The sequence below is a fragment of the Bacillus sp. LNXM12-1 genome, assembly GCF_003004375.1.
GTDB lineage: Bacteria > Bacillota > Bacilli > Bacillales > Bacillaceae > Bacillus.
Genome location: NZ_PVWX01000002.1, coordinates 897,295 through 923,973, shown reverse-complemented (window position 1 = coordinate 923,973; position 26,679 = coordinate 897,295). Strand labels below are relative to the sequence as shown.

Genomic DNA, 26,679 nt, shown 5'->3' with positions numbered 1-26,679 from the left:
AGGTTACCCACGTGTTACTCACCCGTCCGCCGCTAACATCCGGGAGCAAGCTCCCTTCTGTCCGCTCGACTTGCATGTATTAGGCACGCCGCCAGCGTTCGTCCTGAGCCAGGATCAAACTCTCCGAGGTATGCAGGATGCATATCACACATGCGTTGCTACACGATGTAGCGAACTTAGCATGTGATCATTTCCTGCCTCGCCAGTTTGACTGACTACCTATGATGTTTCATAGGATTTTTTTATAAAAACTCGAATTAACAGGTACGTTTTGTCTTGTTTAGTTTTCAAAGATCATCTTCATTGTCGCTCAGAGGCGACTTTCTCAATATAACATTCTATCAAGATAAAGTCAACAACTTTTTTCTTTATGTTATTTAATAACCGCGCTGTTTTAGCGGCGAATACAAATATAACACCTTTCGAGAGAGGAAACAAGTATTTTTTCTAAATAATTTATTTTTCCTTATCTCTTCCTATATAATCATACAAAAATTGATTGCCACAGGAATTCTCTATTGTTGATCCTGAAGGTCTTTAGTATATTTATAATAGAAGAAAACTAAATAACCGCAGGGGGAGCTTTGTGCTGAGAGTGAACACTCGTTGTTCTGACCCTTTGAACCTGTCAGTTAATACTGAAGTAGGAATGTGGATTCAATTGAATACATGTGGTGTATTCAACTCGATATGTTTTTCTATGAATAACATACTCATCCTTACACGGTCTCTCCTTGCTCAATTCATGAAAAAGGAGATTTTTTTATGCAGCAATCAAATCAATTGGTACGACTGATGGAAATCGCAATTATGACTTCACTTGCACTTGTATTAGATTACTTATCAGGTCTCTTTTTAAGAATGCCAAATGGCGGATCTCTTGCGCTGATAATGATACCCGTCATTCTTATGTCTATTAGATGGGGAATATCAACCGGGTTTATCATTGGTGTGCTTATTGCAGGCCTTCAGCTGATGAATGGCCCTATTATCGCTACACCTGTTCAAGGATTTCTCGATTATTTCGTCGCATCTGTTGTCATTTCCCTAAGCGGTCTATTTTCTGGATTGATCAAAAAAGCCATTCAGGATCAAAAGCGAAAGCAGCAATTCTTCTATATTACCTTATCCGTATTTGTTGCAAGTTTCTTTAGACTGTTGACGTTCTTTATCTCTGGTGTTGTTTTCTTTTCTCATTATGCACCAAAAGGAACTCCAGGTTGGGTTTACTCTTTAATTTATAACAGCACATATATGGTTCCTTCATTTATTATTTGCAGTATCGTTCTTTGCATACTCATACCAAGTGCATCTCGTTTGGTTTTTCCTCACAAAAAATAACTGGCTGATTTCAGCTGGTTATTTTTTTATGCATAAATTGCCGCTCTATGGAATCTATTAATAGTAGAAGATTTCATGCTGGAGGTACGCCAATGAACCCTTACTCCATTATGCTGTGCTGTTATATTCTCAGTCTTGCTTATTTTTTGGCAGGTTTCTATGAAGCTTTAAAGATAGCAGGAATAAAAGGAAAAGTAGAAGCTTCTCCTCTTATCTCTTATATGCTGCTAGCTGTGCTTTTCACTTTTTTCTCTCATTATTATTGGAAGCTGACGATTTAATTCGGTGTAGATGGTCATGTAATACAGGCAGCTCCCACCCATACCCTATTTCATTATACTTCTCGCCAGCCAGCTCGAACTGGCTGGTAACGACAAAATGAGGTTGAAGCTTTTGATAAAAATGCTTTGCCGAATTTTGTTCAAATACCCACAGCATTATATTCTGATACCCTTTCTCTATTAAATAACTCACTCCTTCTGCAATTAAAGCGATACCTGCTCCTGATTTCTGTTTCTCTTGCAATAAATAGATCGCGTAAAGTTCTCCATCATATGTTGAATAGCGCTCATCACGTTGTTTTCCAAAAGAAGCAAAACCAAATACCCCCTCGGCATCTTCTGCGACAAACGTCCCTTCAAGTGACCTTCTTCTCCAGCTCTCTTCTCGATCTTCTATATTTAAACCATCCAAATAATCCTGATTAATAATGCCTTGATAAGTCGTCTGCCAGCTCTTCACATGTATTTTGGCAATTTTAGGAATATCTTTTTGTACAGCATGCCTCACCTTCATCCGCGCCACTCCTTCTCACTGTTTTCACCCTATCTTCATTATGATAAATTCCTATTTCCTAAAATTCAATCAATAAAGGATATTCGTTGACATTTTGTCAACACACCTTTATATTGGGTACGACTTCTTCTATAGAAGAGTTGAAACATCATACAAAGGATGGCGTAAAAGATGGATTTTAAGACAACTGAGCTTGGGCCGCTCTTAAAGGAAAGATTGCAACAACGTTCTCTATCTTTAAGAGATCTCAGCACATACACAGGAATTGATAAAGCGACACTGTCTCGAATCATGAATGGAAAAAGAAAACCAACTTTGAATCACCTGCAGCGGCTTTCAGATTCTCTGAACATATCATTAGATCAACTATTGACTGCTGCAGGGTTTCCAGTCAAAAGCGAAAAGGTGCACGGTGATACGTTCATTCAAGCGGTAGAAGAGATCGAAAAAATACTGAAAGATCAGGACGTCTACGACGGTACATTTAGTCAGACCAAATTGAAACAAAAGTTAAACGAATACGAAGCCTATAGCCAAACAAACGAGGGAAAAGAAACGATCTCGGCAAATTTTGAGAAAAAGATGGAGACGCTAAGCGGCGTCGGACCATTCCTTCAACATTTGAAAAACATGTACAGCTTATTTATGACCGGACGGGGGACTTCTCGAGAATTAATGGTGATGGGGGGCGCACTCCTTTATTTCATTATGCCTGTTGACTTAATACCAGATTATATTTTTCCGATCGGCTATATTGATGATGCTGCGGCTGTGAAAATTGTCATAGACCAGCTGACAAATAGGTAGCAGGACAAGAAGCTATGAAAAAACAGTACAGCATTGACTTCGTACTTTTATTCACTGTGATTTGTTTATTTGTCATCAGCCTGATAGCTGTATATAGCGGATCGGGACAGTATGAAACGCAAGATATGTTTTATTTCGTCAAAAGACAAATTTTCTGGTATATCGTCGGTTTCGGCCTCATGGCAGCTGCTGCATACTTTGATTATGAACTGCTTGAGCGTTTATCTTTTCGGTTATTTGCAGGTGGTATTTTCCTCATTATTCTTGTGCATTTTTTCGGAACGAGTCAAAACGGATCCCAAAGGTGGATCAGCTTCGGTTCAATCAAAGTTCAGCCATCAGAGTTCATGAAAATTTTTGTGATCCTGCTGCTAGCGGCTGTCTTGAACCAATACAAGCATCAGCGATTTTCGTTTAAAGAAAGCATCATTCCTACAAGTAAAGTCGTTTGCTGGACCGTTGTCCCTTTTTTCCTCATCTTAATTCAGCCTGATTTAGGGACAGCGCTCGTGATATTATCCATCGCCTTTACACTGATGCTTGTGTCAGGGATTTCTAGCAAGATGATGGCCGCATTAATGGCTACTTTTCTTACACTTCTTGCATTTTTGGTCTACTTGCACAATGAACACTTTGAGCATTTTACAAAAATCATTAAGCCTCATCAGCTTGATCGCATTTATGGCTGGCTCTCTCCTGATGAATTTGATTCAACATACGGGTATCAGCTGAAACAATCGATGCTCGGCATTGGATCAGGTCAATTATCTGGAAGCGGTTTTACACAGGGGCATCAAGTACAAGGAGGTAATATCCCTGAAGCTCATACGGATTTTATATTTGCCGTTATTGGTGAGGAGTTTGGTTTTATCGGTGCCTCCCTTTTGATGTGTTTGTACTTAATGATGATTTACCGAATCATTCATGTGGCTATGCATGCTAATACGCTTTATGGATTGTACATATGTGCGGGAGTCGTTGGGCTGATCGTGTTTCAAGTTTTCCAAAACGTAGGGATGACAGTCGGTTTAATGCCTGTGACGGGACTCGCGCTTCCTTTTATCAGCTATGGGGGCAGTGCGCTTTTGACCAACATGATCGCCATTGGCCTCGTGTTTAGCGTCAATCTTAGGTCATCATCCTATATGTTTGGGCGCAATTGGAATTGAAGATGATGACATTTCTTCTATCTCATCTCAAAAGAGTCGACCGCATTCTTGTTGGAACGATTGTGTTCCTCTGTTTATTTGGTTTACTGATGGTTTACAGTGCGAGTTATCCTTTAGGAGAAGTGAAGTATGAAAAGGGTAGCTATTTCTTCATCAAACAATGGCAATGGCTCCTGATTGGGGGATTCTTTTTCTTCATTGCCGCTCTGTTCCCTTATCAGATTTATCGTAAATGGATTCGGTGGCTTGTTATGCTGTCATTGTTATGCCTGATCCTAGTCCTGCTTCCTGGAATCGGTGTTGTCAAAAACAATTCCCAGCGCTGGGTTCAGTTGGGCTCTCTCATGCTCCAACCTTCTGAAGCTGTGAAACTAGTGATGGTGATCTATTTTGCCTATGTGTACGCGAAAAAACAGGCGTACATTACATCTTTTAAAAAAGGCGTACTGCCGCCACTCATTCTTTTAGGTCTTGTTTTTTTGTTGATCTTAAAGCAGCCTGATTTAGGCACAGCTGTGTCTATTTTATTAAGCTGCGGCATCATTTTATTATGCGCTGGGCTGAAAACGCACCATCTCATTTTGCTAGGATCGACTGCGGCAGCAGGTATCACATTTTTTGCAGTGACAGCTCCTTATCGTTTGAAGCGGCTGACTTCTTTTCGTGATCCTTTTCAGTATGAAGATGGAGATGGATATCAGCTGATTCATTCGTATCTCGCAATGAATTCAGGCGGGCTGACAGGGAATGGCTTAGGCGGGAGCATTCAAAAGCTAGGCTTTCTTCCTGAAGCCCATACGGATTTTATCATGGCCATCATCAGTGAAGAGCTGGGAATCATGGGGATTTTGTTTGTGATTGGTGCATATCTACTCATCATGTATCGCGCTATGCGAATTGTGCAGGCTTTACACGACCCTTTTGGAAAGCTGTTAACGATCGGGCTCACGTTTCAAATCATGCTCCAAGCAGTCTTTAATTTAGGCGCTGTCTTTGGTCTTCTTCCAATCACAGGCATTCCGCTTCCCTTTATTAGTTATGGCGGCTCCTCCCTAGTGTTCATGATGATATCTGCTGGTATTCTCGTGAATCTTTCTTCATATGTAAAGAGGAATCCATATCAGGCGCATGCCAAATAGACACCTTCTGATGGAAGGTGTCTCTGGTTGTTGACAAAGGGCTAAAATGGGTTTTATTTTAGCCCTTTGTCTTCTATTCAGCGTGATAGAAAACCTTTAAAGTCTAGGAAGGACGAGTACTGGCGCGGAGCGAATTAGACATTCGTGAGCACCAGCGCGCAGGACTGACAACGAATGCAAGGGTTTGTCTACACGCTGAGACACCTTCTGATGGAAGGTGTCTATTATGTTTATTCTTCTATTTGATGATCAGCGATCTCTTTTTTTCTTGGCTGTTTGATTTCATTCGTTAGTTCCTGAATGCTTTGTTTCACATTGCCTTTACCGGAAAAGTTCTCAATAATTTCTTTGACATCAATTCCAGAGGATGCTTTCAGGCTTTCTTGCAGACTGGACATGAGGTTTGTAGCATAGCCAGTGACTTTATTGGCACCGCTGCCTTCGCCGTTACCTCCCGTATCCACAACAGTAATTTTATCAATGTTAGAAAGTGGTGCAGATACTTGCTTCGCATATTCAGGAAGCATTTTCACAATCATATCAAGGATCGCTGCCTGACCATACTGTTCGAATGCTTCAGCGATTTTCTCTTTGGCTTCGGCTTCCGCAAGTCCTTTCAGTCTAATGACTTCTGCTTCGGTTTCCCCTTTCGCACGATCAGCTTCCGCTTTGGCAAGCCCGTCAATTCGGACTTTCTCAGCTTCTGCCTTTGCCATTGCTTCAATGCTGTATTTCTTGGCATCTGCTTCAGCGAGGCGTTTCGCTTTTTCCGCCGCAGCTGACTGCTCAACAGCATAACGATCCGCATCTGCTTTCTTTTTCACTTCAGAATCGTATTGACGCTCACGACGCTGGATCTCTTTTTCTTCTAATTCAATTTGCTTCTGACGTTCAATGATTTTCACTTGCATTTCTTGTTCAGTTACGTGCTGACGGTTACGAGCTGTTTCAAGATCGTACGCTTGGTCGGCACTTGCTTTCGCTGTATCCTGTTCACGTCTGAATTCTGCTCTTTTCAGCTCATTGACCTTTTCTGCTTCAGCGATTTCAGTAGCACGCTCAAGCTCAGATTTCTTCGCATCTTTATCTGCTTCGGCACGTTTGATACGTGTTTCCTTATCCGCTTCAGCTGTTGCAATATCTGCATCGCGTTTCACTTGGGCAATTCTCGGTTTACCTAGTGATTCTAAATAGCCATTTTTATCACGGACATCTTTGATCGTGAACGACACAATGACGAGGCCCATTTTCGCTAAATCTTGAGAAGCGACACGCTGTACTTCTTGAGAAAATTTTTCTCTGTTTTTATAAATCTCTTCGACTGTCATTGATCCTAAGATGGAGCGAAGGTGTCCTTCTAGTACTTCTCTCGCTTCGTTTTCGCGGTCTTCTTTTGTTTTACCTAAAAATTGCTCTGCAGCAGTAGCAATTTCTTCAATCGATCCGCCAATTTTAATGATGGCCGTTCCGTCCGCCATGACCGGTACACCTTGTTCGGTATAGACTTCAGGCGTTGAAACATCTAGCTTGCTAGATAGTAAGCTGAGCGGCTCTGCTTGTTGAAAAACAGGGAGCACAAAGGTACCTCCGCCTCTTACAATCTTAATCTTGTTTCCACCTTCATCCACGTGGACATTTTTACTTCCTAGGTAACTTCCTGTGACAATTAACGCTTCATCTGGACCTGCTGTCCGGTATTTCGAAACAAATACACCAATAAGTGCAATAAGAATCACAAGCACAATTCCAATGATAATCAAAATGGTTGTTCCTGGCATAGCATTCCCTCCTAGATTTCTTCATTTGGTATAACTGATAAGACGCCTTTGTTCACTTCGACGACCAGCACCCGGGTTCCATATGGAATCTCCTCTTCGTCGAAACTGACGGCAGGCTTTGAGATTTTCCCGCTATTACTAATTAACAGCACTTCTCCAAACCCGTCTTTTGGAACAGATACAATGATCTCCCCAGTTCTTCCTTTTAAGTCGGCCTCTGTATATGAAAGAGATTCTTCAGCAGAGGAAAGCGGGACTAAGACAAATACATTCAAACAGGTCACAAGGACCACTGCGAGGATGGCAGATAATACTGCGCCAAGTCCACTCCCTACAATTGCTGTTTTTTCAGAGATAAACCCTCCAGCCGAGAAAAAGGTAAGAAATGCGAGGATCAATGTTGGTTGAAGGAATGAAACAGGAATCGCTTCAAACAATCCATCAAATACATCGCCGAAAAAGACGAAAACTAGTGTCAGGATTCCTGATATCATCAATATGTATAAATACAGCGTCTCAAGCGGCAGCCCGAACACATCCATCTTCCTCACCCTTTCTTCATGAAATGAACAGCCTTTGTTTCATTTAGACCATGCTCACCTCCAATGTATTCCTTCTAACAGGTAATACGAACCACTTTTGTAAAGGTTTCAAATTTCCTCACAATTCTTCACAGGAATTCCCCGATAGCTCAAGAATGATTGTCATGTACCACTATGTTAAAATTTGATCTTGAGGTGATGAAAATGAGTTTATTACATGAGGCAAGACAAGAATTGTGGCAAAAGCTGCAAGGTTTGAACGAAGAACAATTGAATCAAAAATTATCTGATGATACTTGGAGTATTCAAGAGGTGGCAGATCACTTAAAGAAGATGGACCTCATGGCAGCAAAACATCTAGCTGCTGAGGGAAAAAAAGCACCGATCAAGGAATATGAGCCAAAGCCGGTGGAAATGGCAGAGGACCGTTCTAGAAAAGCCACTGCGCCTAGAATTGTTGAGCCTGAACGCAAGCATGTGACACCTACACATTTAAAGGATGAGCTCGATACAGCACGTGAACAGCTCAATCAAATTTTATCAACGTTTACTGAGGAAGATTTCAAACGTGTCATTGCGCACCCGGTGTTTGAAGAGTTATCCCTTAAGCAATATCTTGATTTTATCGGCGCACACGAAAAACGTCATATTCATCGAATCAAAGAAATTAAAGAACAGCTATAAGACATAAAGAAGACTCCCTTTTGGGAGCCTTTTTTCATTGTTACACTGTTTTCGGTGTTAGATCAAAACAGCGAGCATAAATCCAGTTGTACGCTTTTTCATTTAGATCTCTTGGGTTTCCAATTGTTTGCGGATCTTTCATGGCTTCTTTAGATAAACGGTCAATCATATCTTTTGATACACCTTGTTCTTCTAATGAAGGAACTTCTAGATCTTCCACTAAATCATACATCCAGTTCACAGCAGCTTTTGCTGCTTCCTCTGTAGACATTCTGCTTGTATCAATGCCGAACGCTTGCGCAATACGAGCGAATTTTTCCGGATACCCTTTCCAGTTATACTCCATCACCGGTCCCATCATTGCTGCTACACACTGGCCATGCGCTACAGGAATAATACCTCCGAGTGTTTGACTCATCGCATGCGCAGCTCCAGCTGACTCGCTTCCATAAGAAAGCCCGGCAAGCATTGCAGCTTGTGCCATTCCATATCTAGCTTCTAGGTCCTCACCATCAGCAAAAGCACGGCGGATATAATGAGCAGCATATTCAATGGCCATGAGCGCTACCGCATCTGTAATAGGCTGAGCAAATTTCATCGTATAGCATTCGATAGCGTGAGCAAGCGCATCAATTCCAGTCATTGCTGTCACATGAGGAGGCATAGATACATGAAGCTCTGGGTCAATCACTGTGAGGTGAGCTGCAATGAGTGGTCCACCTGTGTTGAATTTAAATTCTCTTTCTTCATCCGTAATTACTGCCCACTGCGTAACTTCTGAACCTGTACCAGCCGTGGTCGGAATGGTGGTTAAAGGTGGGATTCTGTTTTCAAGCGGTTTTTTTCCCTCTGCCGCTTCGTAATCAAGGACTGAGCCTTTATGAGTCACCTCTACTCCGATTGCCTTCGCTGTATCCATTGAGCTTCCGCCACCTACAGCGACTAATCCATTACAGCCTTCTTTTTCATATAACGCAGATCCTTCATTCACTAAACGGACTGGCGGGTTTGGCTCTACTTTATCAAATAGGATCACATCGATTTGTGCTTCTTTTAATGAAGCAACCACTGGGTCTACTACGCCCGCTTGATAAATACCAGGGTCTGTTACAAGCAATACCTTCGAGACACCGTATGCTTTCACTTCTTCCCCAACATGTTTCACTGCACCGATGCCATGTTTGATGACAGTCGGGATTTCAAATGTGTGGAATTTCTGCATGCTTTCAATTTTCATATTTAATGTCATATAGAATCTCCTCCAAATGTGTGATGTTTATTTAAACCAATGAACCGCTTCAGGTTTCGTATTTCGATATACATGCTTCAGTTCCGTATATTCCTCAAGTCCGGTGCGTCCTAATTCACGTCCAAGACCTGACTGCTTATATCCACCCCAAGGTGCTTGAGCGAAATAAGGATGGAAATCATTGATCCAAACTGTGCCTAATCTTAATTGACGAGCCACTCTTTCGGCTTTTCCAATATCAGAAGACCACACAGCTCCTGCTAATCCATAAATCGTATCATTTGCCAGCTCGATCACTTCTTCCTCTGTTCGGAAGGATTCGACTGTCAATACTGGTCCAAAGACTTCTTCTTGGACAATCCGCATCTCTGACGTACAGCCTGAGAAAATCGTTGGCAAGTAGAAGAACCCATTTGAAAGCTCCTCTGCGTCAGGTCTTTTTCCGCCTGTTTCTAATCTTGCGCCTTCATCTAACCCAATGCTGACGTATTTCTCTACTTTTTCTCGATGCTCAGCTGAGATGAGCGGCCCGCTTTGGGTTTCTTCATCAAAGCCGTTGCCTAGCTTGATTTTTTTCGTACGCTTCACCAGTTCTTCTAAAAATTCATCATGAATGGATTCTTCCACTAGCAAACGTGAACCTGCTGAACATACTTGCCCTGCATGGAAAAACACAGCATTCATTGCCTGGTCAACCGCTACGTCTAAATCAGCATCTTGAAACACAATATTCGGATTTTTCCCGCCGAGCTCAAGGGCGATTTTCTTCACATTCCCACTGGCTCCCTGCATGATTTTCTTGCCTGTTTCAATACCGCCTGTAAATGAAATCAAATCTACATGTTCATTCACAGCAAGCTCATCGCCAACCGTTGCCCCTGGTCCAAGGACTAGGTTTGCAACTCCTGCTGGAATGCCTGCTTCTTCCATGAGTTGGAATATTTTGATCGTGGTGAGTGGTGTAATTTCACTTGGTTTTAAAACGATTGTGTTCCCTGCTGCAAGAGCAGGAGCGATTTTCCAGCTTGCTTGAAGCAATGGATAGTTCCAAGGAGTGATTTGCCCGCATACACCGACTGGCTCTCTGACTAATTCACTTTTTGAGTTCGGGATTGGTGACGCAATGATTTCCCCGCCATCTTTGTCAGCCAGACCTGCGTAATATTGGAACACGTTCGCAATATCGTCCATATCTGCTTTGCTTTCCTCTAATGTTTTACCAGTATCAAGCGATTCCAATTTGGCTAGTTCATCAAGATCACGTCTAATCAACTCAGCAATCTTAAACACCATATTTCCTCTTTCAAGTCCAGGCTGATTTGCCCAGTCCCCTTGATCGAAGGCTTTTCTCGCTGCTTTGATGGCTAGCTGCGCATCATTTCTTGATCCTTCGCTGACTGTCGCGATCACTTCTTGATTAAATGGATTGATGATATCCCGTGTGTCGCCACTTTTGGCGCCAACCCATTGTCCATCTATAAATAGTGTTTGACTCATAGAAGGAACCTCCTCTGATTCTCTTTGGTAAGTTTGTTAAATAAAAATTTAACGTTTTGAACATAATTAACTTATCATGTTCAAATTTTTCTGTCAAAGGGAGATAGGCTTCATTTATTTTGACATTTTGTATTCTTTCGTTAACATATAGTCCATAAAGATTTTTTTGAACGTATTGAATTCTCTTAATAGAAAGCAGGGACAAGATGAAAAAGCAGGAACAGCCACAAGCAGAAGATCGTATTTTAGCTGCTAAAGATCTAGTCATTGATTCCATAGCTGAAACGATGGATCTCTATGGCATTACACGAAGTGCAGGTATTCTCTATGGGACCATGTATTTAAATGAGGAAATGACGCTTGATGAAATGCGTGAAGAGCTGCAAATGAGCAAGCCAAGTATGAGTACGGGTGTGAAAAAACTGCAAGACATGAATATTGTCAAAAAGACGTTTCACCGAGGCCGAAGAAAACACAGCTTTGTTGCTGAAAAAGACTTCTTTAAGTTTTTCACGAACTTCTTTCCGCAAAAATGGGAACGAGAGGTCGAGGTCAATTTAGCGGCGATTGAAGAAGCGCAAGAGCGGCTTCAAGAGGTTGCTAGTGATGATCAGTTGGAGGAACATGTAAGAGAGGAAGCGCAGCAGCTTCTTGAACAGCTTGAAAGCTCGAAAGCCTATTATGACTGGCTGAGACGCTTAGCGGACTCTGTACAATCAGGGGAGATCTTCGACTATATTCCGATTGATCAGAAAGATAAATAGGCGATATGTTTGCGTTTTACAGCTTGAATTTTACAGGAGGATTGATTATAATAAATTATGTCGTCATACTTCGGGGCATTAGCTCAGCTGGGAGAGCGCTACGCTGGCAGCGTAGAGGTCAGCGGTTCGATCCCGCTATGCTCCATCCGAAAAACCATTCTTGAGAGATCAAGGATGGTTTTTTATGTATATATTTCTTAAAGTTGTGTTTGTTCTTTGTTTTTTCTTAACCTTATTATCTTTATGATTCGGTACATGATCACAGAGACATAAGCCGTGATGAGAATGATTGTGTAAGACACAGGAAAATCGCTCGTCATTCCGTGATAAACGAAATAGATGAGCAGCACTGACAGCATGATGACTTGGAACAGTTCCTTTTTCATTTTACTCTCCCCTTATGATAGATTCGGTCGATTATATCACAAATGATGTCATTTTTTATTAGCTATCAGCAAGGAAAAATCCCTTCACCTGCTGATAGCACTTTATGAATGATCACTTTTTCAGCAATTGTTCCATTTTGTTCTTCGTCTTTGGTCCGTATATCCCGTCTGCCGCTAAGCCGTTCATGAGCTGAAACCGCTTGACCGCATTCGCCGTTTTCGGTCCATAATAGCCATCAATCCCATTGTTTTTTGCTCCTTTGTCTGGGTAAAAATAGAGGGAAGATAAGGCTTTTTGCACGGCTGTCACTTGAGATCCTTTTGTCAAGGGCTTGGTTATTTTTAAAATGCCAGATGGCAAATTTGACGATTTCTGTTTGGTCACGGGTACTTTGTCTTTGTGGCTCAGGCTCTCTGTTCGGACTGGCTTTCTTGTGCTTTTGCTGTCGGTATGAGCTGTGGCTATTCCAGCTTTAAATTGATCCCATCGTCCGAGCAATTTCCTTGGACATTCTTTCCCACTCCAATGTTTATGGGGCACTACATTTGATAAAGGAATCCCCAAATCGCCCATCAGTTTCCGAATGAGCCATTGAGCATTTTCGACTGCTTGTTCAAAGTTGCCGTCTGTATTTTCACAAATTTCAATTCCGATTGATTTCATATTGCCATCGCCTCTGCCATCCCCTGCGTGCCAGCCGTTCTCGTTTAATGGTAAATGCTGATAAATGACCTGATCGTCGACAGTGTAATGCCAGCTGACCCCAGTACTTGAACGTGCAACAAACGCAGCGTGACTCCCCGCATTTGCACCTTTTGCAGTATTAGAGGTATTATGCACCGTAATATAGAGCGGCTTCATCCTATTTCCTGGTCTGTTGCGGTTGTGTTTTGGAATGTAGGCTTGAATGATATTGACCATATTGTTTCTCCTTCAACTATTATTTTGTTAGCCCTCTTTGTTTCAGGGTATCTTTTTGTAATTGACCTTTGTAGGTCACATAATTGTTTTTAAACCAAGCGATAACGGCTGTAACCATCGTAAAAATGGTGGAACCTGCTACATATAGTGCCTCACCGGCGGTTTGTACTTGCTCCTCACTAATCGGCAGTACCGTCTGTCCAAACATGACAAGCGTTTGATTGATGAGAGCAATAAAAAGAAGCACTGTGCGAATCACAGTGCCTTTGTCGAATGTTTTCATAATTTTTTCCTCCTATTTTAAATTCCGTTCAATTTTATCGAGTTTGTCGATCACGACGTCATACTTCTCACTAAACTTTGCTAACACTTCATTTTGCGCCTCGATTTGCTCATTGAGTTTACTTTCTCTTTCTTTTGTTGTATTAAGAACATAAAACAGAATCCAGCAAAAGAGAACGGCAAACGGGCCTTGTGTCATTAAGTTTTGGACGACATCTACTTCCATTGGAATCACCTTCTTTCTGGAAAAAAAATAAAGCCATTAGGCTTCGTATTTTTCTCCTGTTATGTCTTGATAGTCATCTGCCGAGATCCAGCCAATGCTTACATAAAATGCAATGTCCTCTGGACCGTAACACTGCCAGTCCCAAAATTTTTTAATATCTGCTACAGTTGGAAAGATCATTCTGAAGCCCCCCCTTTTTGCATAGTCAATAGCTGCGTTAATTGTTTTGATAATAAAGCATTTTGTTTCTTTAAAAGTTCTATATCACTTGGCGGGAGAGGGGCTGGTTTTAGGCTATCTATATACTCCTGTGTCGCTGATTCATACCATTGCTGTTTTTCCACATCAAATGCAGCTTTATAAAAAGAAGGATTATTGGGTGGTGCAATTGTTGTGCATTGATCTGGAATAACATAATTTCCTTCATCATCCCTCTCGAACACTTCTATAGGTCTGACCAATTCATATTTATGGTTGTATTCATAGGCTTGTATCATTTTTATCACTTCCTTAATTTAATGGGATGACTGTGTCTAAATAGTAGCCAGTTACCGCACTGTCATTTGCTGCTAGTAACCCAGTTAACTTTAGCTCTCCTGTCTTATATATAAGTAATTTACTATGACCCGTTGTACCTGATACTGGAACTGATACTACAAGACCTTTCTCCGGTAAACCCGCAGCTGGAATCCATCCACAAATGACTTCTCTATTTGCTTTTAGGTGGCCTCTCAGCAATAATAAATTTCCCCATTTCACATATTCAACTGCTCTATCCCCTATAGATGAACTTTTATCTAAGGTAACACTAAGCCACGTGACATTTTCAAACTCAGCATTTGTCATTAGCTGTTTCCATCCTCTGAAAACCCCATCTGTATGAGTAGTTCCGTACCAATGGCTATTATCGTAGCTTCGACTAACATGAAATGTTTTGCGGTTATTTCCCGTTTCTATAATATCTACATTAAACCACGAAGCATCGGTTGTTGATGGCATATTCACTGCGTTCGTTCCAGAGACATAATAAAAGCCAGATGGCAGCGTTAATATATCTGTACCAGTAGGGATAAGCATTCTATTTCCATTCGCCTTCAATAACGAATGCTCATTCAACCTCTTCCATCCGCTCCATTCTTGCTGAGTACCGGTAACATCTGTCGTGGATCGATTGATGTACACATCACCTGTATTGTTTGCCCCAATAATCCAGCCATAGGTATTTTCACTAAAGACTGATAAAGCTCTCATAGAACTTCTTGTGGGCAAATCAGGATGTGCTTCGTGGATATACCAAGAATGCACGCCCGGTAATTTGATGAGTTTATCTAAAATACTAGGATCGTTTGCATTAATTCTTTCGTATGCTTTTCCATCGTCAGCGGTAATTTTAGATAATTGCCCTGCGTCCCATTTATTTTTTTCATTTTGAGTAGGCATTTGCAGCCAATTGATCGCAATGTCATTCTCATGATAGGAAAAACAAAATACATTGCTTGATGTGTCAATTGCGATTCCTACGCCGATATTATTTTGACCTACTAGCTGAAAGCCTCTTAATGCAGCATTACCTATAGCAGGAGAATCGACTACTCCAGAACCCCCTGGGGCATAGAAAGAGCAGGCACCCAACGATTTAATCCCGTTATAAATGCTGCCGCCAGCTGGGATATTGATTAACTGGGATCCGTTATCATTTGTCAATTTATATAGCTGGGCTTGATTCCATTTCTTCTTTTCTGTTTCAGATGCATGTGCTCTCGCATCATTTGTATGTTTTAAGAACTGCTCTAATAATCCATGATCATTTTCAAGAAGTACTTTGACCATGTCATTAAATAAATCGGCATGTGCTTTATCATTTATCTTAAAAGGTTTGGGTTCTTTTATTTCCATTTAGTTTTCACTCCCTTTCTTTGAAGCTTGGTTTAATTTCTTGCAGCTGCTCTAGAGTGAGCATCCTTTGCTCGTATCCTGTATTTAGATCTTCCATTGAACAATCACCTAGTTCCACTGCTTGTTTGACCAATTCAGGGGTCACCCATTGAAAATATAATGCCATTACCCAATAATTCATGATTCACTCTCTCCTTTATATAAAAGGATCTCATTTTTTAACGCTTTTAGTTCGTTTGTTAGATGATCACATTGATGTTCAAGCTGTTTTCTCATTAGCTTTTCTTTGGCTACTTCTTGTGCTAGATAATCTAGCGGAAGAGGTGGTTGATACCTTGGATTGATTTGAGATTCCTCCCACCATTCTTTCAATTCTTCTGCCGTTGGCTTTGGCACATCTAAATGCCACTCGTTGATATACGAACCGTCGCCGTCATTTCTAAGTTCAAAATCCTTTTGCGGGTCCGCATCGGGGTATTTATACTTAATGGCTTCATATAAAATCATCAAAACCCTCCTACACTCTCAAGAAATTTCTGCCGCCTATTTCTGTGATGTCGAAATAGTTATACCAGCCTGAATTTTCAGATACATAACGGCTAACATCTCCGTCATATCCTACATATAGGTACATTTCTAAATAGTCCCCTTTATTAGCCGGTACATTGGCAGTACCATAAAGTCCCATACTTAAGCTCAACGTATCAGATGGGCTTGTTGGACTTTGTCTTTCATGTGCAATATTTTTATATCTTCTTCCATTTAAGTAGATCGATAATTCAAAGTTTGCGTATCGTTGAAAGCTTTCAATATAAACACCTGCATTCACTGAATACATTCCGCTCTCAGGGCAGATGAAACGATTATTTTTGATATCAAAATTGTTATGACTGTCTTTTATTTTTCGATTAAAAAGGACTTTTTGATACTCTCCTTTGGTTAATAACTGCTTCCCAGTTGTACCTATGTTGGCATGACAGAACCCAGAGATTTTGTGCCATTCAGTCCAGCCAGACCCCGTCCACCAATGACGGCACCACGTACCTGTGCTATCAAAATAACTGCCTGCTTCGTTTCCAGTCCCATAATAATATTGAACAAATCGAAAGTTACTATATTTTTCATTTTTCACAAAGCCAAATCTCGTAGGATATCCGGTATCATTCGCTTGTCCAATATCCATGAACGTAATGCCATTTGGATATTCCTCACCGCTGACTGATGCATCTTGAATGGCCTGATCGCCTGTTAGCTTAAATAAGCTTTCATTGGTGATTCCTTCTATCTGTCGGCTGAGCGCATTGTCATTCTCTACAAGTGTGTCGACCATCCGGTTAAATAAGTTGGCATGTGCTTTGTCAGAGGTTTCAAACGGTAAAGGTGATTTGATGTCCATTTCATTTCCCCTCCATTAATAAATATCATCAATCTCAAAAACAAATTCGATGTCGCCGTCTTTTTGTTTGTCTGTCATGGTGCGGATGGCGGTGAATTTGCCGGCTTCGTCGACAAGTGCTAGTTCGTTGATGACTTCTCCTGCAAGTTCTCCTTCGGCGATCGTGCAGGTGTAGCGGATTTTTGCTGGTTCCATGAAGGTAAACGAATCAATCTCTTTTTGGACGAGTTCTTTTTTCAGTTTTTGTTCAGTGCCGTCTAGTGAGATCGGTTTGCCATCCTTCGTCCCGCCGTTTCCAAATGCCATTTTGACGACTTTTGTGAGTTTTGTTCCCTCTGCTCTTGCCTTTGCCATTTGTTGACGTGCATATAATGTTGTTACGGTTAATTGATCAGCCATTGTGATCCTCCTTATAGCTCTATTTTTTGAGAAGTAGCTGCTAGCAATTTTGATCCGTCAAGCGGAACAGACCCATCGAGAATCCAGTAATGATCCTTGATCAGTAAGCTGCCGCCCTGTTCAGTTTGGACATGTACTGGCAATCGGAACGTCATCTTCTTTTTGGTTTGATGTGCCAGCTGGTTCTTTGTGCGTAAAGTCAGTGCCGCTTTTTGCCCTGTTTCATGTACCGCTCCAGTGATGACATAATTCATGCGATATGTGGTTTCTGACTTATGCTGAAGCGGCATTCTCATCTTCAACGAATGCCGAAAACGAGCAGGTACATCGGTTGAACCTCTTGTCCCGCTAAGATAAAACGTACCATTTAATACAAATTCACCATTCAGTAAAATCGGGATATGATCGAAAAAACCCACTCTGCTTCGCAGTGTGAGCCTCCCGTGATGATCATTTTTTTCATGTACATCGGTATGATGAAATGCAGTGAACGTATAAGCCAAATGAGCCGGCTTTAACGTTTCAAGTATTTCTACAATATATCTAGTGTTTTGCAGGTCATCTAGGTTCACACGTAAGGCGAAATGATAGCGATTGGTGGTGAGACGGATGATGGCACTTGGATTTTTGAGAAAGCGATTCACCGATTTCTCTAATGAAAGATACGTGATCGGTGGAATGTTTGACATCATATTGAGTAAGCGTGCCCTGCGAAGTTCAATGGAGTCACCTGATTCTCGCTGCACCTTCAGCATTCTTTCCCATCTATTCAATCCCCATGTCGCAGTTAAAGGGAAGAACTGATCCGTTAAATCGAAAATGGATTCATCCAATTGCTCAAACTCCGGTGCTTCTGTTTTGAGTAGATGATCTACTTCATAAATCTCTGTAAAATATGGCGGCAAGTAGTTTTTCATTTCATCCTGTTTGCTCAATAACCTTCACCTGCCTCAGACGCGGTATCTCAATGTCCTGTAACACTAAGTTTTTCGATTCCCCATTCAATAACACGTTTGCATAATCTGATACACTTTCTGAATGGTACAGAATGTCATTTAAGGCGGACATTCGAATGGTACTCTTTTCAAATGCGATTGATTTCAACAGCGCTTTGACCTTTTCTTCTATTTCTTTCTGCGCTCCTTCAAGGGTCCAGTCCATTTGAAGTTCGACGGCTACTTCTATGTCAATATCCAGCCATTTGGCGCTTTCGACGGTTGCTTTTGAACCGATAGGCGCTTGTCCTTCTCCTTCGCCTGGCTCAGGGTCGATATATTCCTGTACTCTTTTAACAAGCAGATCTGATGCAACATCTAGATTGCCGTCTGTGATGACAATTTTGACCGTCCCTTCTCCGTTCCAAAGCGGGAATACTTTCGCTCTGCCAACCCCTGTCACTTCCTCAGCCCATTTTTTATAATGCGCCTTGTTGGCACTGACAGCCTCCCGCCTAGCACGTATTAAGTAGCGATCATATAACGAAGCGTCATCTTCTTCTTCTTGTCCCGGTATCACCAAATCTTTCATGATAATCGATTCAAGCCCTGGGATTGTATCAAGTGAAAGCAGCGGCTGATCTGTTAATTGACCATTGCCGACCTTGCCAGGTGTCTCGCATTCTAGCGTGCCATCGTTCGAATATTGGAAATAGACATCTTCAATAAAAAACCGTGAACCAGCTGGGATGTTGATATCCTCCGGCTGAATAGCTGCGGACCATACCGCTTTAGTCGCTGGTTTTCTTTCAATTCCTACTTCAGCAGCCCGCCGATCTAGAAACTCTCCTTGTGCTGTATCTGCAAAGACCAGCTCGAATACTTGATCAAGCCAAATATAGGACTGGGCTAATTCAGCGGCAGCAGGTGCCAAGACATTCCAAATGACGCTGTTTTCTCTTTTATCTATGTCATCTGGCAGTCTGTCTAGCATTCTTTCCATTAATGCTTCGTACGTTTGTTCCTCAAACATCGCTCTCCATCACCTCCTCTATTTCTAATGTGCCTTCATCTGTGACAATAGCTAGCTTGACATGAAACGAGTCATTTTGCTTTGTGACCTCTAATTCTTCAATATGATCAATCCGTTCGTCCACAATCAATGCTTCCTCTAGCAGCCTCGGAATCTCCATTTCTTTGTATTCATCCGTGGCTTCTGTATCCGTCAAGAGCTCCTGAATTTCAGTGCCAATGTCGTGGCTGTAGATAGGATATGCATACCGCTCTGTCCTGAGTGTCATATAAACGAATTGACGAATTGCTTCAATGCCTGAAATGGTTTCACCTGTCAGTCTGCCAGTTTCAACATCTATTCGATACGTCGTCGAGGTTTCCACCTCTTCCTCTTCTTCTATTTCCTCGATTTCTTCCTCTGGTGAAAGTGCCACATTCATCACCTCCCTTACAATTTGTCGATGATGTAGAAGGACTGCCCTCCTGCCATTGCCAGCACCATAATGCTGTCTCCCCTTTTCAGTTCATCATCCTCACCCTTATTTAGGCGCTTTGGCCAAATCAGTAATTCTTCCGGAATGACTAGCTTATGGTTTTCATTTAACCGGATGCTTACAGGACAAACTGCCGTGACTTCTCCAACCACCAGATCAATTGGAGAGGCGGCATCTACAGCATTCACTGCTAATCGTTTAATCGCTTCACTTAATCTCACGCTTGATCACCCTTTGGGATGGAATTTTTCTCAACGACATCAATTGTCATGGTGTGTTTCACCCCACTGAATTCATGTTTGTCTTGATCGATCCAGTAGGTTTTTTTCACGTTGATTTCAGGGATTTTTAAATAGATTGGAAGACCGCTTTGCAGATCAGGAATGCCTAGCGCTTGTATGCTTTTGATTTCTTGCTTGACGCCTTTTTTCTCTGCCAGCCGTACTTTGGCTCTTTTTTGTAGCTGCGGCTGGTTGATTTGCCCTGTAACTGTCTCAACATGCTGTAAAATACCGTATTTACTCTGACCTGCTTTATCCTGTTCGACCACCACAATCTCTGATTTGCTGCCTTTTTTCTTATTCTTTCCCTGTTCATCTGCAGACGTGCGCAGTTTGACACGAGTGGCTGTCTCTTCAATCGAGGTGCTGTACTGATAACCAATGAGATTGACGCCTGATTCAATGACCCATACGTCCTCTTGATCTGGCCAAGCTCTCAGCCCCATCTTTCCTTTAGCAGAATAGATTTGATAGTTTCTACCAGTTTGACGCTTTGTTTCTTTTAACGCTTTCAGAATCATGTCATACAAACTCGTATCATTTTTAAACACTAGCGATTTTATGACATGACCGGTATTGGCGATGGAGGTCATGGGAATTTGAAAGTCAGCCCCAATCCGTCTCAAGATTTGATCTGCTCTCTGTTTTGAAAAAACATAGACATCTTGGTTTTTCACCAAATATTGAAGCATGTCGTATGCGGTAAAGGTCAGCTTCCCTTCAACAGGCGTACGGGAAAACACAATGCCTCTGAACAGCTCTTTTCCTTTCCATTTAAAAAGAACCGTGTCCCCTTCTGAGACACGGTAATATGTTTGACTGCCTTGTTTAGTGATAATATTTGCCTGAATAGAGCGAGGGGCTTGATACCTTTGCCCCTGAAGTGTCACACTCTCTGTGACAAGCTCATACATGGTGCCGCTTCTGATGGCAAAAAGCTCGATCAATGCAAGCCCCCCTATTGTGGTATTTTTAACCTTTGTCCAGGGAAAATCCAATACCCCGGCTGCTTAATATTGCGTTTGCTACGTTTAATCATCGCTAATTTATTGGCATTCCAAATACGCCGCCATTTTGTACTGTCGCCATAAAACCTGCCTGAAATGGCCCATAGCGTATCTCCTTTTTTGACAGTGTACATTTTTGGCGGTGTTTTTGAAGGCCTTTTCTTTTTCGTTTGTTTTGCTTTTTTCTTTCGTTTAATTTTCCTAGGCGATGCGGTTTTGTATTCCTTTAACTCGATCGTAAATTCACGATCGCCAATATCATATGACCCTTCTTTATGGGTGAAGCTTTCAATGCTGCACGTCATATTAATTTTTGTCCCCGTTACAATGAGCCGCACCGACTTCTTTGAACGCATCATTCGTTCTATTTTCGCTATCGCATTCTCTGGTGATGGAATGCTTTTATATTCAGCAATTGGTGAATATTTCTTAGGAAATAATGAAGTGAATGATACTTGCTTAGCCGATGGGACATCAATAAAGGTCAGTTCTCCAAAAGAGGCGACCTTTACCGTTTCATTTTGTACGTTATTTGTGATTTCAAGTTCGGATGGAAGGACAGGGAATCGCAACTTGTCCTTTCCTTGGGAAATCCACAATTGATACACTGATTTACCCATCGATCACGACCCCCTTCGTTCCTGTATGAAGCTCTACTTCCAGTTCATCTACGAGCATTTGTCTAATTTTTTCGACAAGCGATTGCTGATCTTGTCCATTATGGAAATGCTGATCCCCATTGAATTGAATGGTGATTTGCTTATTACTTGACGATGCTGTACGACTAGAAGACTGAGCTGAGGTGACTTGCTGCATTTGTGATTCTGGTAAAGGAGCAGACGCATTTGCTGGGTCATATACTTGCATCCCAAGTGCTTTGGCTGCCTGCGTTAATAAATATCTCCCTCGAATCCCTCTTTCTTCAGGAATAATCCATTCGCGTTTGTTTCCTTCTCCGACTCTAGCAACCTGCTCCTGAGTAATCAGTCCACCATTTGCGTAGCCTTTATAAGGCCCGCCTCTTCTCATACTTCGTAATCCCGGTGTATTGAAGACTGTTCCATATCTGCCCTTAATGTAGTTAATGGCGGCTACAGCATTATGAATTGGGTTCCAAATGTCATTCATACCTTTGCCTTTATTGGAGTTAAACGTCGGTCCAATGGTTTGCATTAAGCCTTTAGAAGGCGTTCCCTTTTTAGCGTTGGAATCCCATAAGTTGATTGCTCTCGGATTTCCATTCGATTCATGCTGTGCAATGGTCATAAGACCTGGAAGCCAGTTCATCGATGTGCCAGTTGCCATGAGAGCTGCCATGAGCCATTGCTGAACACTAAGACCTGAAACCCCCATACCACTGAAAGCTCCGATTAATGAACCAGCCTGATTTTCAGCAAACTTTTTCACATCCACTGAGTCGAGCCCTTTAACGACACCGATCGATGCAAATTTCCCAAGACTCATCATGACGCGTGAAGGGGAATGAATGTCTAATTCCTCTCTAAACGCCTGCTCTACTTTCTTCGCCATTTCTTTGGCAGCTTGTGTGACTTCACTTGCTTTTGAACGCATGCCGTTGTTAAAGGCATCCATCATTCCTGAGCCCCAGCCTGGTGATTCTTGTTTTGCTTGTAGGAATGGTTGTTTGATGTGCTGATCTACGTATTGGCTAGTACCAACTGATGTGGCATTTTGACCTGTGGCAAAACCATTAACTGTTCCAGAACCCCAAGTTGGTGATGCTGTCATCACTTGTTGGTATGGTGCTTTTACACGACTTTGCAAAAAGCTGTCTGTTCCTGTGGGTGTCACCTGCTGACCATTCGCAAAAGCAGCAACTGTTTGCTGACCATACTTACCTGAGTCTGAGGTCAATTGAGCAAAAGGTTGCTGAATATTCTTTTGCTTCCATTGATCAAGTGTAATCACTTTTTGATTTAATCCTTGTTCAAAATCCTTATTAAATTGCTCGCCTATGCTGGAGGCTTGAATGTTCCCAGTCATCGAGACAGATCCGTCTATTGAACCGACAGAAGATGATGAAGCTACTGCTGTAGGAGCTGGAGAGCTTGATACTTGATTTCCAGCTGCTCCGCTTGGCATAACAGACATTCCAAGATGAGAAGCAGCCTGAGCAAGCAGCATCTTCCCGCGTCCTCGGTTATTTTGAGTTGGAATAACAAATTCGTTACCTGCTTCTCCGACCCATGATAAGGTTGGCTGGGTGATATAGCCGCCTGTGGCATTGTTATCGGGTTTTTTCTTCCCAACAATCCAATTTATGACTACATCTACAATACCGCCTGCTTTGTCAAAAATCTTTTTAACCCAACCAAATGCTGCAGAAAACCCATCACTAATAGCTTCTGCTACTTTTACAATCGGCTTTTGAATGTTGTCCTCAAACCATTTGGATAATCCATCCCATATATCTGTCACGACTTTATACGCTTCTTCAAACTTTTTACCGAAACTATCTTTAATGGTTCCTACCGTATCTACAAGTGGGTTCCATACATTTTCCATAAACCATGACGATACAGCTCCAAAGATTGATTGTATCGTTTTCCATGCATTTGATAATGCTGTCCAAATCCCTGTAGCGACTGTAACGACTGTGCTGCTTAGCGGTGTCCAAACGTTTTCAATAAACCAACCCGCTACTGCACTGAACGTTTCTTGAATCCATGTCCAGGCATTCACTAAACTTGACCAGATGGTCGTTGCTACCGTAACAACTGTGTCGCTGAGAGGTGTCCAAACGTTTTCGATAAACCAGCCTGCTACGGCACTAAATGTTTCTTGAATCCATGTCCAGGCATTAACTAGACTTGTCCATATGGTCGTTGCTACTGTGACGACTGTATCGCTTAGCGGTGTCCATACATTTTCAATAAACCAGCCTGCAACTGCACTGAAGGTTTCTTGTATCCATGTCCATGCATTGACTAAACTTGACCAAATGGATGACGCTACTGTGACAACCGTATTGCTTAATGGTGTCCATACATTTTCTGTGAACCAAGCCGCAACTGTTGACCAAACTTCGACAATTTGATTTTTGATTTCAATGGCTTTTTGGCCAATCTTTTCAAATCCGCCGCCATCAAACCATTTTCCAATTGTTTCACCGATAGATTCTCCACCCATACTTCCAGCGATGCCGCCTACTAGACCGCCGATGGCTGTACCTACCCCTGGAACTACGCTTCCAATAGCTGCACCTGCTGCAGCACCTGCCATCCCGCCAGCGATTCCGCCTCCAGTCGTACCAATCTTTTCACCAGCATTCTCTTTGTTCATACCGATTAGATTTGTTGCACTAAGTACACTTCCTAGAATAGGTACTTTCTTTAATAACTTGCCGCTCCCTTTACCTATACTCTTCATCGCATTCCCTAATCCACTTAACCCCTTGCTACCTTTCACTAAACCCGTAAGTCCGCCAACTGAAGCTGCGATACCCGCACCTTTCTTTAGTCCACTAGGAATTTTTCCAAATAATTTACCTGCATTTGTTTTAAGTTTCCCTAATCTACTTGGAGGTCTTCTATTCATTTCGGTTCTTGTTGTGGCATTTGGGTTTGTGGATTGTCTTGGTGATTGACCATTTCTATTTTTAGTTTTAGTAGATCCTCCCCTGCTTAAACCTCTTGCACAACAGGGGCAACAACTATTGCGAAACAAGCCTTTTCCACCTCGCGGCTGAGGTTTCGTTTTGGGAGCTGGATTTGATGGTGTTGATGTTGGTGCTGTTGTTGGTACTGTTGTTGGTGCTGGAGTGGCACTTTCACTTGATTGATCACTTGCACCAAAGAGACGATCTAATCCAGTCTTCACCAATTGATCTAGTTTTTCTTCAGGATTAAATTTAATCTTCTCTTTAATTCTTCCGATCACATCTTGTTTGTAATCTTCCATTTTATTTTCAACCCAAGGAAGTGCTTTTTCATCCCAAAACTTTCTAGGACTCAATTTTTCCTTCACTTTGTCTGCAACGTCACCTGCATATTTTTGAATTTCATTTAATCCTTTATTGGCAAGGTTTTGAAGCCAACTCTGTTTAGATTCATCTGTTTTCACTGATGGACTAACAGCCTCAGGCTCTTTTTTTATGTTTTGTTCTTTCACAATCGACTCAGCCTGATCTCGTTTTTTCAACTTACTCTTTGCATTGTCTTGAACAGACACTCTGATTTCGTGTTTAGACATCGTCAAGCTTTTGAGTGTCTTTTTGATTCGTTGAATTGCAGCGGTGGCTTGGTCAACCATGTTTAATCTCATATAATACGTTCTGTTCATGAGCTGAAGGATAGATTTTTTGATCGATGACATTTTACCTGACAATTGATCGTTTAGTTTAAACGTCAGCAGAATGGGGCTTGTTCCCGCTTGTTTTAAACGGTTTATGCTGTATTTAATGACATCTAGTCCTTTCGCTTGAATGGATATGACCAGATGATTTGGGAGCATATTTAACTGATTGTTTAATGCTTTTAAATCACGATAGATTCCCTTATCCAGTCTCATGGAAAATACTGAAATTTTCCGAAGCGATAAACTGAAGTTTCTTAACTTCTTTTCATCTATTTCCAGGTTTATTTTCACTGGTTTTCTAAATGGTTTTAGCTGCTTCTCAAACGTTTGAAATCGTTTTTGAATGCGCATAAGCTTCTTCGATACTTTGTCTTCTAATTCAAATCGTGCAGTGAGTTTCGCCAATTATTTCCCTCCTTTCTTTGCTTCTTTTTCTAGCATGTCTAGTTTGTAGCTGATGAGTCCGAATAGGAATGCTTTGAACGGTCTTGGTGATTCGTATAAATCTAGGAGTTCAGATGGGGAGTAGTGAAGCTCGTGCATGGCGTAATATAAAAACACGGCTTCTTTATCCCCATCTTTTATTAGTTTTTTGCTGCGTCTTCTAAATCTTCAATTTCGTCTTCGAATCCGTTGATTTCAATGGCTTTGTTTAACCAGTTCGCATATTCACCGCCAACTGACAGGACGCGTTTTGCTACTTCAACTGGATCTTGTGTGCTGTAGGCTTCCCTTAATTCCTTTGAGCGGAAATCTGGATAAATGGTCGATTCAATCGCAATTCGTGCGTAGAAGCGCTGACTGTCTAAGTCCTTTACGCGGCCTCTGCCTTTGACATTTTTGAAGGTCGTATTTTCTTTTTCCAGTTCATCAATGCGTTCAGTTGTAATGGCTTTAAAGACAAAAGGAATGACATTCCCTTTTTTATCAACAAAACGCTTAGAAATCGGTACTTTGACCTCTTCCGCTTCTACTGTTTGTCCTGGCATAAAAAATGAAAGATCAAATGTTTGTTTTTCGCTCATGTTTAAAAACTCCCTTTGTTATGTTTTTTTGAATGCAAAAAAGCACATCCATTTTTTGAATGTGCTTTCCAATCTTTTCATGTATAATTTAATTTGTACAATTGAATGGCTTGCTCAAGGGTGTCTGGCTCATCCCCGATAGGAAGGGGGTGATGCTCATGTCAACATTTCAAGCGCTTATGTTAATGCTTGCATTCGGGTCATTTATCGTTGCCCTGTTGACGTATATAGACAAAAAATAGACTCCCCTTGAGCTTTGGACGGTTGAAGGGAAAGTCTATCCTTAAAACTATCTAATTGATTAGCCAGCCCCTTGAGGGCCTCATTGTACATT

General features: G+C 41.7%; 32 protein-coding genes, 1 tRNA gene, 1 rRNA gene and 1 riboswitch. Of the genes, 8 read left to right on the top strand and 26 right to left on the bottom strand.

From position 1 onward, the window contains the following. A 16S ribosomal RNA gene (locus C6Y07_RS12230) occupies positions 1–130 on the bottom strand; the annotation flags it as partial. Positions 131–565: 435 nt separating this feature from the next. Continuing rightward, a riboswitch (TPP riboswitch) is annotated at positions 566–667 on the top strand. A gap of 98 nt (positions 668–765) precedes the next feature. Here C6Y07_RS12230 and thiT point away from each other — a divergent pair. Beyond that, complete coding sequence (thiT, locus tag C6Y07_RS12225; RefSeq protein ID WP_034659700.1) at positions 766–1,341, top strand: energy-coupled thiamine transporter ThiT; 576 nt, start codon at positions 766–768, stop codon at positions 1,339–1,341. Between the two features lie 240 nt (positions 1,342–1,581). Here thiT and C6Y07_RS12215 read toward each other — a convergent pair whose 3' ends face one another. After that, on the bottom strand, positions 1,582–2,136 hold the full coding sequence (locus C6Y07_RS12215; protein ID WP_060597117.1) for a GNAT family N-acetyltransferase: 555 nt from the start codon (positions 2,134–2,136) through the stop codon (positions 1,582–1,584). 171 nt (positions 2,137–2,307) lie between these two features. On the opposite strand from C6Y07_RS12215, the gene C6Y07_RS12210 reads away from it, so the two are divergent. From C6Y07_RS12210 to ftsW, 3 genes are read left to right on the top strand one after another with little or no spacing between them, the layout of a single operon-like run. Then, the gene (locus C6Y07_RS12210) at positions 2,308–2,943 is read left to right on the top strand and encodes a helix-turn-helix domain-containing protein (RefSeq protein ID WP_066030505.1); all 636 of its coding nucleotides are present in this window, start codon (positions 2,308–2,310) and stop codon (positions 2,941–2,943) included. A gap of 14 nt (positions 2,944–2,957) precedes the next feature. After that, positions 2,958–4,112 carry a rod shape-determining protein RodA gene (gene rodA, locus C6Y07_RS12205; protein WP_060597122.1) on the top strand — a complete coding sequence of 385 codons (1,155 nt, stop codon included), beginning with the start codon at positions 2,958–2,960 and terminating at the stop codon, positions 4,110–4,112. 5 nt (positions 4,113–4,117) lie between these two features. After that, positions 4,118–5,251: a putative lipid II flippase FtsW gene (gene ftsW / locus C6Y07_RS12200; protein WP_106156759.1), complete on the top strand. Its 1,134-nt coding sequence runs from the start codon at positions 4,118–4,120 to the stop codon at positions 5,249–5,251. 230 nt (positions 5,252–5,481) lie between these two features. Here ftsW and floT read toward each other — a convergent pair whose 3' ends face one another. Together floT and C6Y07_RS12185 are read right to left on the bottom strand one after the other, a co-directional pair. After that, positions 5,482–7,029 carry a flotillin lipid rafts scaffold protein FloT gene (gene floT, locus C6Y07_RS12190; protein WP_060597126.1) on the bottom strand — a complete coding sequence of 516 codons (1,548 nt, stop codon included), beginning with the start codon at positions 7,027–7,029 and terminating at the stop codon, positions 5,482–5,484. 11 nt (positions 7,030–7,040) lie between these two features. Next, positions 7,041–7,571 (bottom strand): NfeD family membrane protein, encoded by a 531-nt coding sequence (locus C6Y07_RS12185; RefSeq protein WP_060597128.1) that lies wholly within the window; start codon positions 7,569–7,571, stop codon positions 7,041–7,043. A gap of 204 nt (positions 7,572–7,775) precedes the next feature. Between C6Y07_RS12185 and C6Y07_RS12180 the strand changes: the two genes are divergently transcribed. Beyond that, positions 7,776–8,255, top strand: a complete 480-nt coding sequence (locus C6Y07_RS12180; protein ID WP_189318369.1) for a DinB family protein — start codon at positions 7,776–7,778, stop codon at positions 8,253–8,255. Between the two features lie 40 nt (positions 8,256–8,295). On the opposite strand, the gene gbsB is transcribed toward C6Y07_RS12180, so the two are convergent. Together gbsB and betB are read right to left on the bottom strand one after the other, a co-directional pair. Continuing rightward, entirely contained in the window at positions 8,296–9,504 is a 1,209-nt protein-coding gene (gbsB, locus tag C6Y07_RS12175; protein WP_034659709.1) for a choline dehydrogenase, read from the bottom strand. A 27-nt stretch (positions 9,505–9,531) separates the two neighbouring features. Continuing rightward, positions 9,532–11,001 (bottom strand): betaine-aldehyde dehydrogenase, encoded by a 1,470-nt coding sequence (gene betB / locus C6Y07_RS12170; RefSeq protein WP_060597130.1) that lies wholly within the window; start codon positions 10,999–11,001, stop codon positions 9,532–9,534. Between the two features lie 206 nt (positions 11,002–11,207). On the opposite strand from betB, the gene gbsR reads away from it, so the two are divergent. Further along, on the top strand, positions 11,208–11,765 hold the full coding sequence (gene gbsR, locus C6Y07_RS12165; RefSeq protein WP_034659712.1) for a transcriptional regulator GbsR: 558 nt from the start codon (positions 11,208–11,210) through the stop codon (positions 11,763–11,765). 72 nt (positions 11,766–11,837) lie between these two features. After that, positions 11,838–11,910, top strand: a tRNA-Ala gene (locus C6Y07_RS12160). A 52-nt stretch (positions 11,911–11,962) separates the two neighbouring features. Here the strand turns inward: C6Y07_RS12160 and C6Y07_RS12155 are convergent. From C6Y07_RS12155 to C6Y07_RS12060, 20 genes are all read right to left on the bottom strand, one after another. Continuing rightward, entirely contained in the window at positions 11,963–12,151 is a 189-nt protein-coding gene (locus C6Y07_RS12155; protein ID WP_060597132.1) for a hypothetical protein, read from the bottom strand. Between the two features lie 112 nt (positions 12,152–12,263). Next, positions 12,264–13,073, bottom strand: a complete 810-nt coding sequence (locus tag C6Y07_RS12150; protein WP_106156747.1) for a peptidoglycan recognition protein family protein — start codon at positions 13,071–13,073, stop codon at positions 12,264–12,266. Between the two features lie 19 nt (positions 13,074–13,092). Beyond that, positions 13,093–13,356, bottom strand: coding sequence for a phage holin (locus tag C6Y07_RS12145; protein WP_034659731.1), 264 nt, complete (start codon positions 13,354–13,356; stop codon positions 13,093–13,095). Between the two features lie 12 nt (positions 13,357–13,368). Then, positions 13,369–13,581: a BhlA/UviB family holin-like peptide gene (locus tag C6Y07_RS12140; protein WP_034659732.1), complete on the bottom strand. Its 213-nt coding sequence runs from the start codon at positions 13,579–13,581 to the stop codon at positions 13,369–13,371. A 36-nt stretch (positions 13,582–13,617) separates the two neighbouring features. Then, complete coding sequence (locus C6Y07_RS12135) at positions 13,618–13,761, bottom strand: XkdX family protein (RefSeq protein ID WP_060597134.1); 144 nt, start codon at positions 13,759–13,761, stop codon at positions 13,618–13,620. Next, complete coding sequence (locus C6Y07_RS12130; RefSeq protein WP_106030402.1) at positions 13,758–14,078, bottom strand: hypothetical protein; 321 nt, start codon at positions 14,076–14,078, stop codon at positions 13,758–13,760. The genes C6Y07_RS12135 and C6Y07_RS12130 overlap by 4 nt, the downstream gene beginning before the upstream one ends. Before the next feature lie 13 nt (positions 14,079–14,091). Further along, positions 14,092–15,477, bottom strand: coding sequence for a hypothetical protein (locus C6Y07_RS12125; RefSeq protein WP_106156746.1), 1,386 nt, complete (start codon positions 15,475–15,477; stop codon positions 14,092–14,094). A gap of 7 nt (positions 15,478–15,484) precedes the next feature. Beyond that, positions 15,485–15,658 carry an XkdX family protein gene (locus C6Y07_RS12120; protein WP_095285864.1) on the bottom strand — a complete coding sequence of 58 codons (174 nt, stop codon included), beginning with the start codon at positions 15,656–15,658 and terminating at the stop codon, positions 15,485–15,487. Next, complete coding sequence (locus C6Y07_RS12115; protein WP_095285863.1) at positions 15,655–15,984, bottom strand: XkdW family protein; 330 nt, start codon at positions 15,982–15,984, stop codon at positions 15,655–15,657. The genes C6Y07_RS12120 and C6Y07_RS12115 overlap by 4 nt, the downstream gene beginning before the upstream one ends. Before the next feature lie 10 nt (positions 15,985–15,994). Next, a complete protein-coding gene (locus tag C6Y07_RS12110) occupies positions 15,995–16,873 on the bottom strand; it encodes a hypothetical protein (protein ID WP_106048276.1) in 879 nt (292 codons plus the stop codon). A 15-nt stretch (positions 16,874–16,888) separates the two neighbouring features. Next, the gene (locus tag C6Y07_RS12105) at positions 16,889–17,272 is read right to left on the bottom strand and encodes a phage tail-collar fiber domain-containing protein (protein ID WP_003212666.1); all 384 of its coding nucleotides are present in this window, start codon (positions 17,270–17,272) and stop codon (positions 16,889–16,891) included. 11 nt (positions 17,273–17,283) lie between these two features. Next, positions 17,284–18,207 carry a YmfQ family protein gene (locus C6Y07_RS12100; RefSeq protein WP_106156744.1) on the bottom strand — a complete coding sequence of 308 codons (924 nt, stop codon included), beginning with the start codon at positions 18,205–18,207 and terminating at the stop codon, positions 17,284–17,286. Next, positions 18,191–19,240 carry a baseplate J/gp47 family protein gene (locus tag C6Y07_RS12095; protein WP_106156742.1) on the bottom strand — a complete coding sequence of 350 codons (1,050 nt, stop codon included), beginning with the start codon at positions 19,238–19,240 and terminating at the stop codon, positions 18,191–18,193. The genes C6Y07_RS12100 and C6Y07_RS12095 overlap by 17 nt, the downstream gene beginning before the upstream one ends. Next, complete coding sequence (locus C6Y07_RS12090) at positions 19,233–19,655, bottom strand: DUF2634 domain-containing protein (protein ID WP_060597150.1); 423 nt, start codon at positions 19,653–19,655, stop codon at positions 19,233–19,235. Before C6Y07_RS12090 ends, C6Y07_RS12095 begins: the two co-directional genes overlap by 8 nt. Positions 19,656–19,669: 14 nt before the next feature. Further along, on the bottom strand, positions 19,670–19,936 hold the full coding sequence (locus C6Y07_RS12085) for a DUF2577 family protein (protein ID WP_106156740.1): 267 nt from the start codon (positions 19,934–19,936) through the stop codon (positions 19,670–19,672). After that, on the bottom strand, positions 19,933–20,943 hold the full coding sequence (locus C6Y07_RS12080) for an XkdQ/YqbQ family protein (protein WP_106156738.1): 1,011 nt from the start codon (positions 20,941–20,943) through the stop codon (positions 19,933–19,935). The genes C6Y07_RS12085 and C6Y07_RS12080 overlap by 4 nt, the downstream gene beginning before the upstream one ends. Before the next feature lie 11 nt (positions 20,944–20,954). After that, positions 20,955–21,623, bottom strand: coding sequence for a LysM peptidoglycan-binding domain-containing protein (locus C6Y07_RS12075; RefSeq protein WP_106156736.1), 669 nt, complete (start codon positions 21,621–21,623; stop codon positions 20,955–20,957). Then, a complete protein-coding gene (locus tag C6Y07_RS12070) occupies positions 21,616–25,725 on the bottom strand; it encodes a transglycosylase SLT domain-containing protein (protein ID WP_223254144.1) in 4,110 nt (1,369 codons plus the stop codon). Before C6Y07_RS12070 ends, C6Y07_RS12075 begins: the two co-directional genes overlap by 8 nt. Next, on the bottom strand, positions 25,726–25,863 hold the full coding sequence (locus C6Y07_RS12065; RefSeq protein WP_095285871.1) for a hypothetical protein: 138 nt from the start codon (positions 25,861–25,863) through the stop codon (positions 25,726–25,728). A 41-nt stretch (positions 25,864–25,904) separates the two neighbouring features. Then, positions 25,905–26,345: a phage tail assembly chaperone gene (locus C6Y07_RS12060; RefSeq protein WP_008344099.1), complete on the bottom strand. Its 441-nt coding sequence runs from the start codon at positions 26,343–26,345 to the stop codon at positions 25,905–25,907. A gap of 152 nt (positions 26,346–26,497) precedes the next feature. Here C6Y07_RS12060 and C6Y07_RS12055 point away from each other — a divergent pair, with 152 nt between their 5' ends. After that, on the top strand, positions 26,498–26,587 hold the full coding sequence (locus C6Y07_RS12055; protein WP_081311383.1) for a putative holin-like toxin: 90 nt from the start codon (positions 26,498–26,500) through the stop codon (positions 26,585–26,587). Positions 26,588–26,679: the final 92 nt, after the last annotated feature.

Coding starts and splice junctions, on each gene's coding strand:
- rodA (WP_060597122.1), top strand. CDS start 2,958: ATGAAAAAACAGTACAGCATTGACTTCGTACTTTTATTCACTGTGATT.
- C6Y07_RS12155 (WP_060597132.1), bottom strand. CDS start 12,151: ATGAAAAAGGAACTGTTCCAAGTCATCATGCTGTCAGTGCTGCTCATC.
- C6Y07_RS12185 (WP_060597128.1), bottom strand. CDS start 7,571: ATGGATGTGTTCGGGCTGCCGCTTGAGACGCTGTATTTATACATATTG.
- gbsR (WP_034659712.1), top strand. CDS start 11,208: ATGAAAAAGCAGGAACAGCCACAAGCAGAAGATCGTATTTTAGCTGCT.
- floT (WP_060597126.1), bottom strand. CDS start 7,029: ATGCCAGGAACAACCATTTTGATTATCATTGGAATTGTGCTTGTGATT.
- thiT (WP_034659700.1), top strand. CDS start 766: ATGCAGCAATCAAATCAATTGGTACGACTGATGGAAATCGCAATTATG.
- C6Y07_RS12060 (WP_008344099.1), bottom strand. CDS start 26,345: ATGAGCGAAAAACAAACATTTGATCTTTCATTTTTTATGCCAGGACAA.
- C6Y07_RS12135 (WP_060597134.1), bottom strand. CDS start 13,761: ATGATCTTTCCAACTGTAGCAGATATTAAAAAATTTTGGGACTGGCAG.
- C6Y07_RS12210 (WP_066030505.1), top strand. CDS start 2,308: ATGGATTTTAAGACAACTGAGCTTGGGCCGCTCTTAAAGGAAAGATTG.
- ftsW (WP_106156759.1), top strand. CDS start 4,118: ATGACATTTCTTCTATCTCATCTCAAAAGAGTCGACCGCATTCTTGTT.
- C6Y07_RS12095 (WP_106156742.1), bottom strand. CDS start 19,240: ATGTTTGAGGAACAAACGTACGAAGCATTAATGGAAAGAATGCTAGAC.
- C6Y07_RS12140 (WP_034659732.1), bottom strand. CDS start 13,581: ATGGAAGTAGATGTCGTCCAAAACTTAATGACACAAGGCCCGTTTGCC.
- C6Y07_RS12120 (WP_095285864.1), bottom strand. CDS start 15,658: ATGAATTATTGGGTAATGGCATTATATTTTCAATGGGTGACCCCTGAA.
- C6Y07_RS12065 (WP_095285871.1), bottom strand. CDS start 25,863: ATGCACGAGCTTCACTACTCCCCATCTGAACTCCTAGATTTATACGAA.
- C6Y07_RS12145 (WP_034659731.1), bottom strand. CDS start 13,356: ATGAAAACATTCGACAAAGGCACTGTGATTCGCACAGTGCTTCTTTTT.
- C6Y07_RS12180 (WP_189318369.1), top strand. CDS start 7,776: ATGAGTTTATTACATGAGGCAAGACAAGAATTGTGGCAAAAGCTGCAA.
- C6Y07_RS12115 (WP_095285863.1), bottom strand. CDS start 15,984: ATGATTTTATATGAAGCCATTAAGTATAAATACCCCGATGCGGACCCG.
- C6Y07_RS12125 (WP_106156746.1), bottom strand. CDS start 15,477: ATGGAAATAAAAGAACCCAAACCTTTTAAGATAAATGATAAAGCACAT.
- C6Y07_RS12130 (WP_106030402.1), bottom strand. CDS start 14,078: ATGATACAAGCCTATGAATACAACCATAAATATGAATTGGTCAGACCT.
- gbsB (WP_034659709.1), bottom strand. CDS start 9,504: ATGACATTAAATATGAAAATTGAAAGCATGCAGAAATTCCACACATTT.
- C6Y07_RS12110 (WP_106048276.1), bottom strand. CDS start 16,873: ATGGACATCAAATCACCTTTACCGTTTGAAACCTCTGACAAAGCACAT.
- betB (WP_060597130.1), bottom strand. CDS start 11,001: ATGAGTCAAACACTATTTATAGATGGACAATGGGTTGGCGCCAAAAGT.
- C6Y07_RS12105 (WP_003212666.1), bottom strand. CDS start 17,272: ATGGCTGATCAATTAACCGTAACAACATTATATGCACGTCAACAAATG.
- C6Y07_RS12055 (WP_081311383.1), top strand. CDS start 26,498: ATGCTCATGTCAACATTTCAAGCGCTTATGTTAATGCTTGCATTCGGG.
- C6Y07_RS12075 (WP_106156736.1), bottom strand. CDS start 21,623: ATGGGTAAATCAGTGTATCAATTGTGGATTTCCCAAGGAAAGGACAAG.
- C6Y07_RS12150 (WP_106156747.1), bottom strand. CDS start 13,073: ATGGTCAATATCATTCAAGCCTACATTCCAAAACACAACCGCAACAGA.
- C6Y07_RS12215 (WP_060597117.1), bottom strand. CDS start 2,136: ATGAAGGTGAGGCATGCTGTACAAAAAGATATTCCTAAAATTGCCAAA.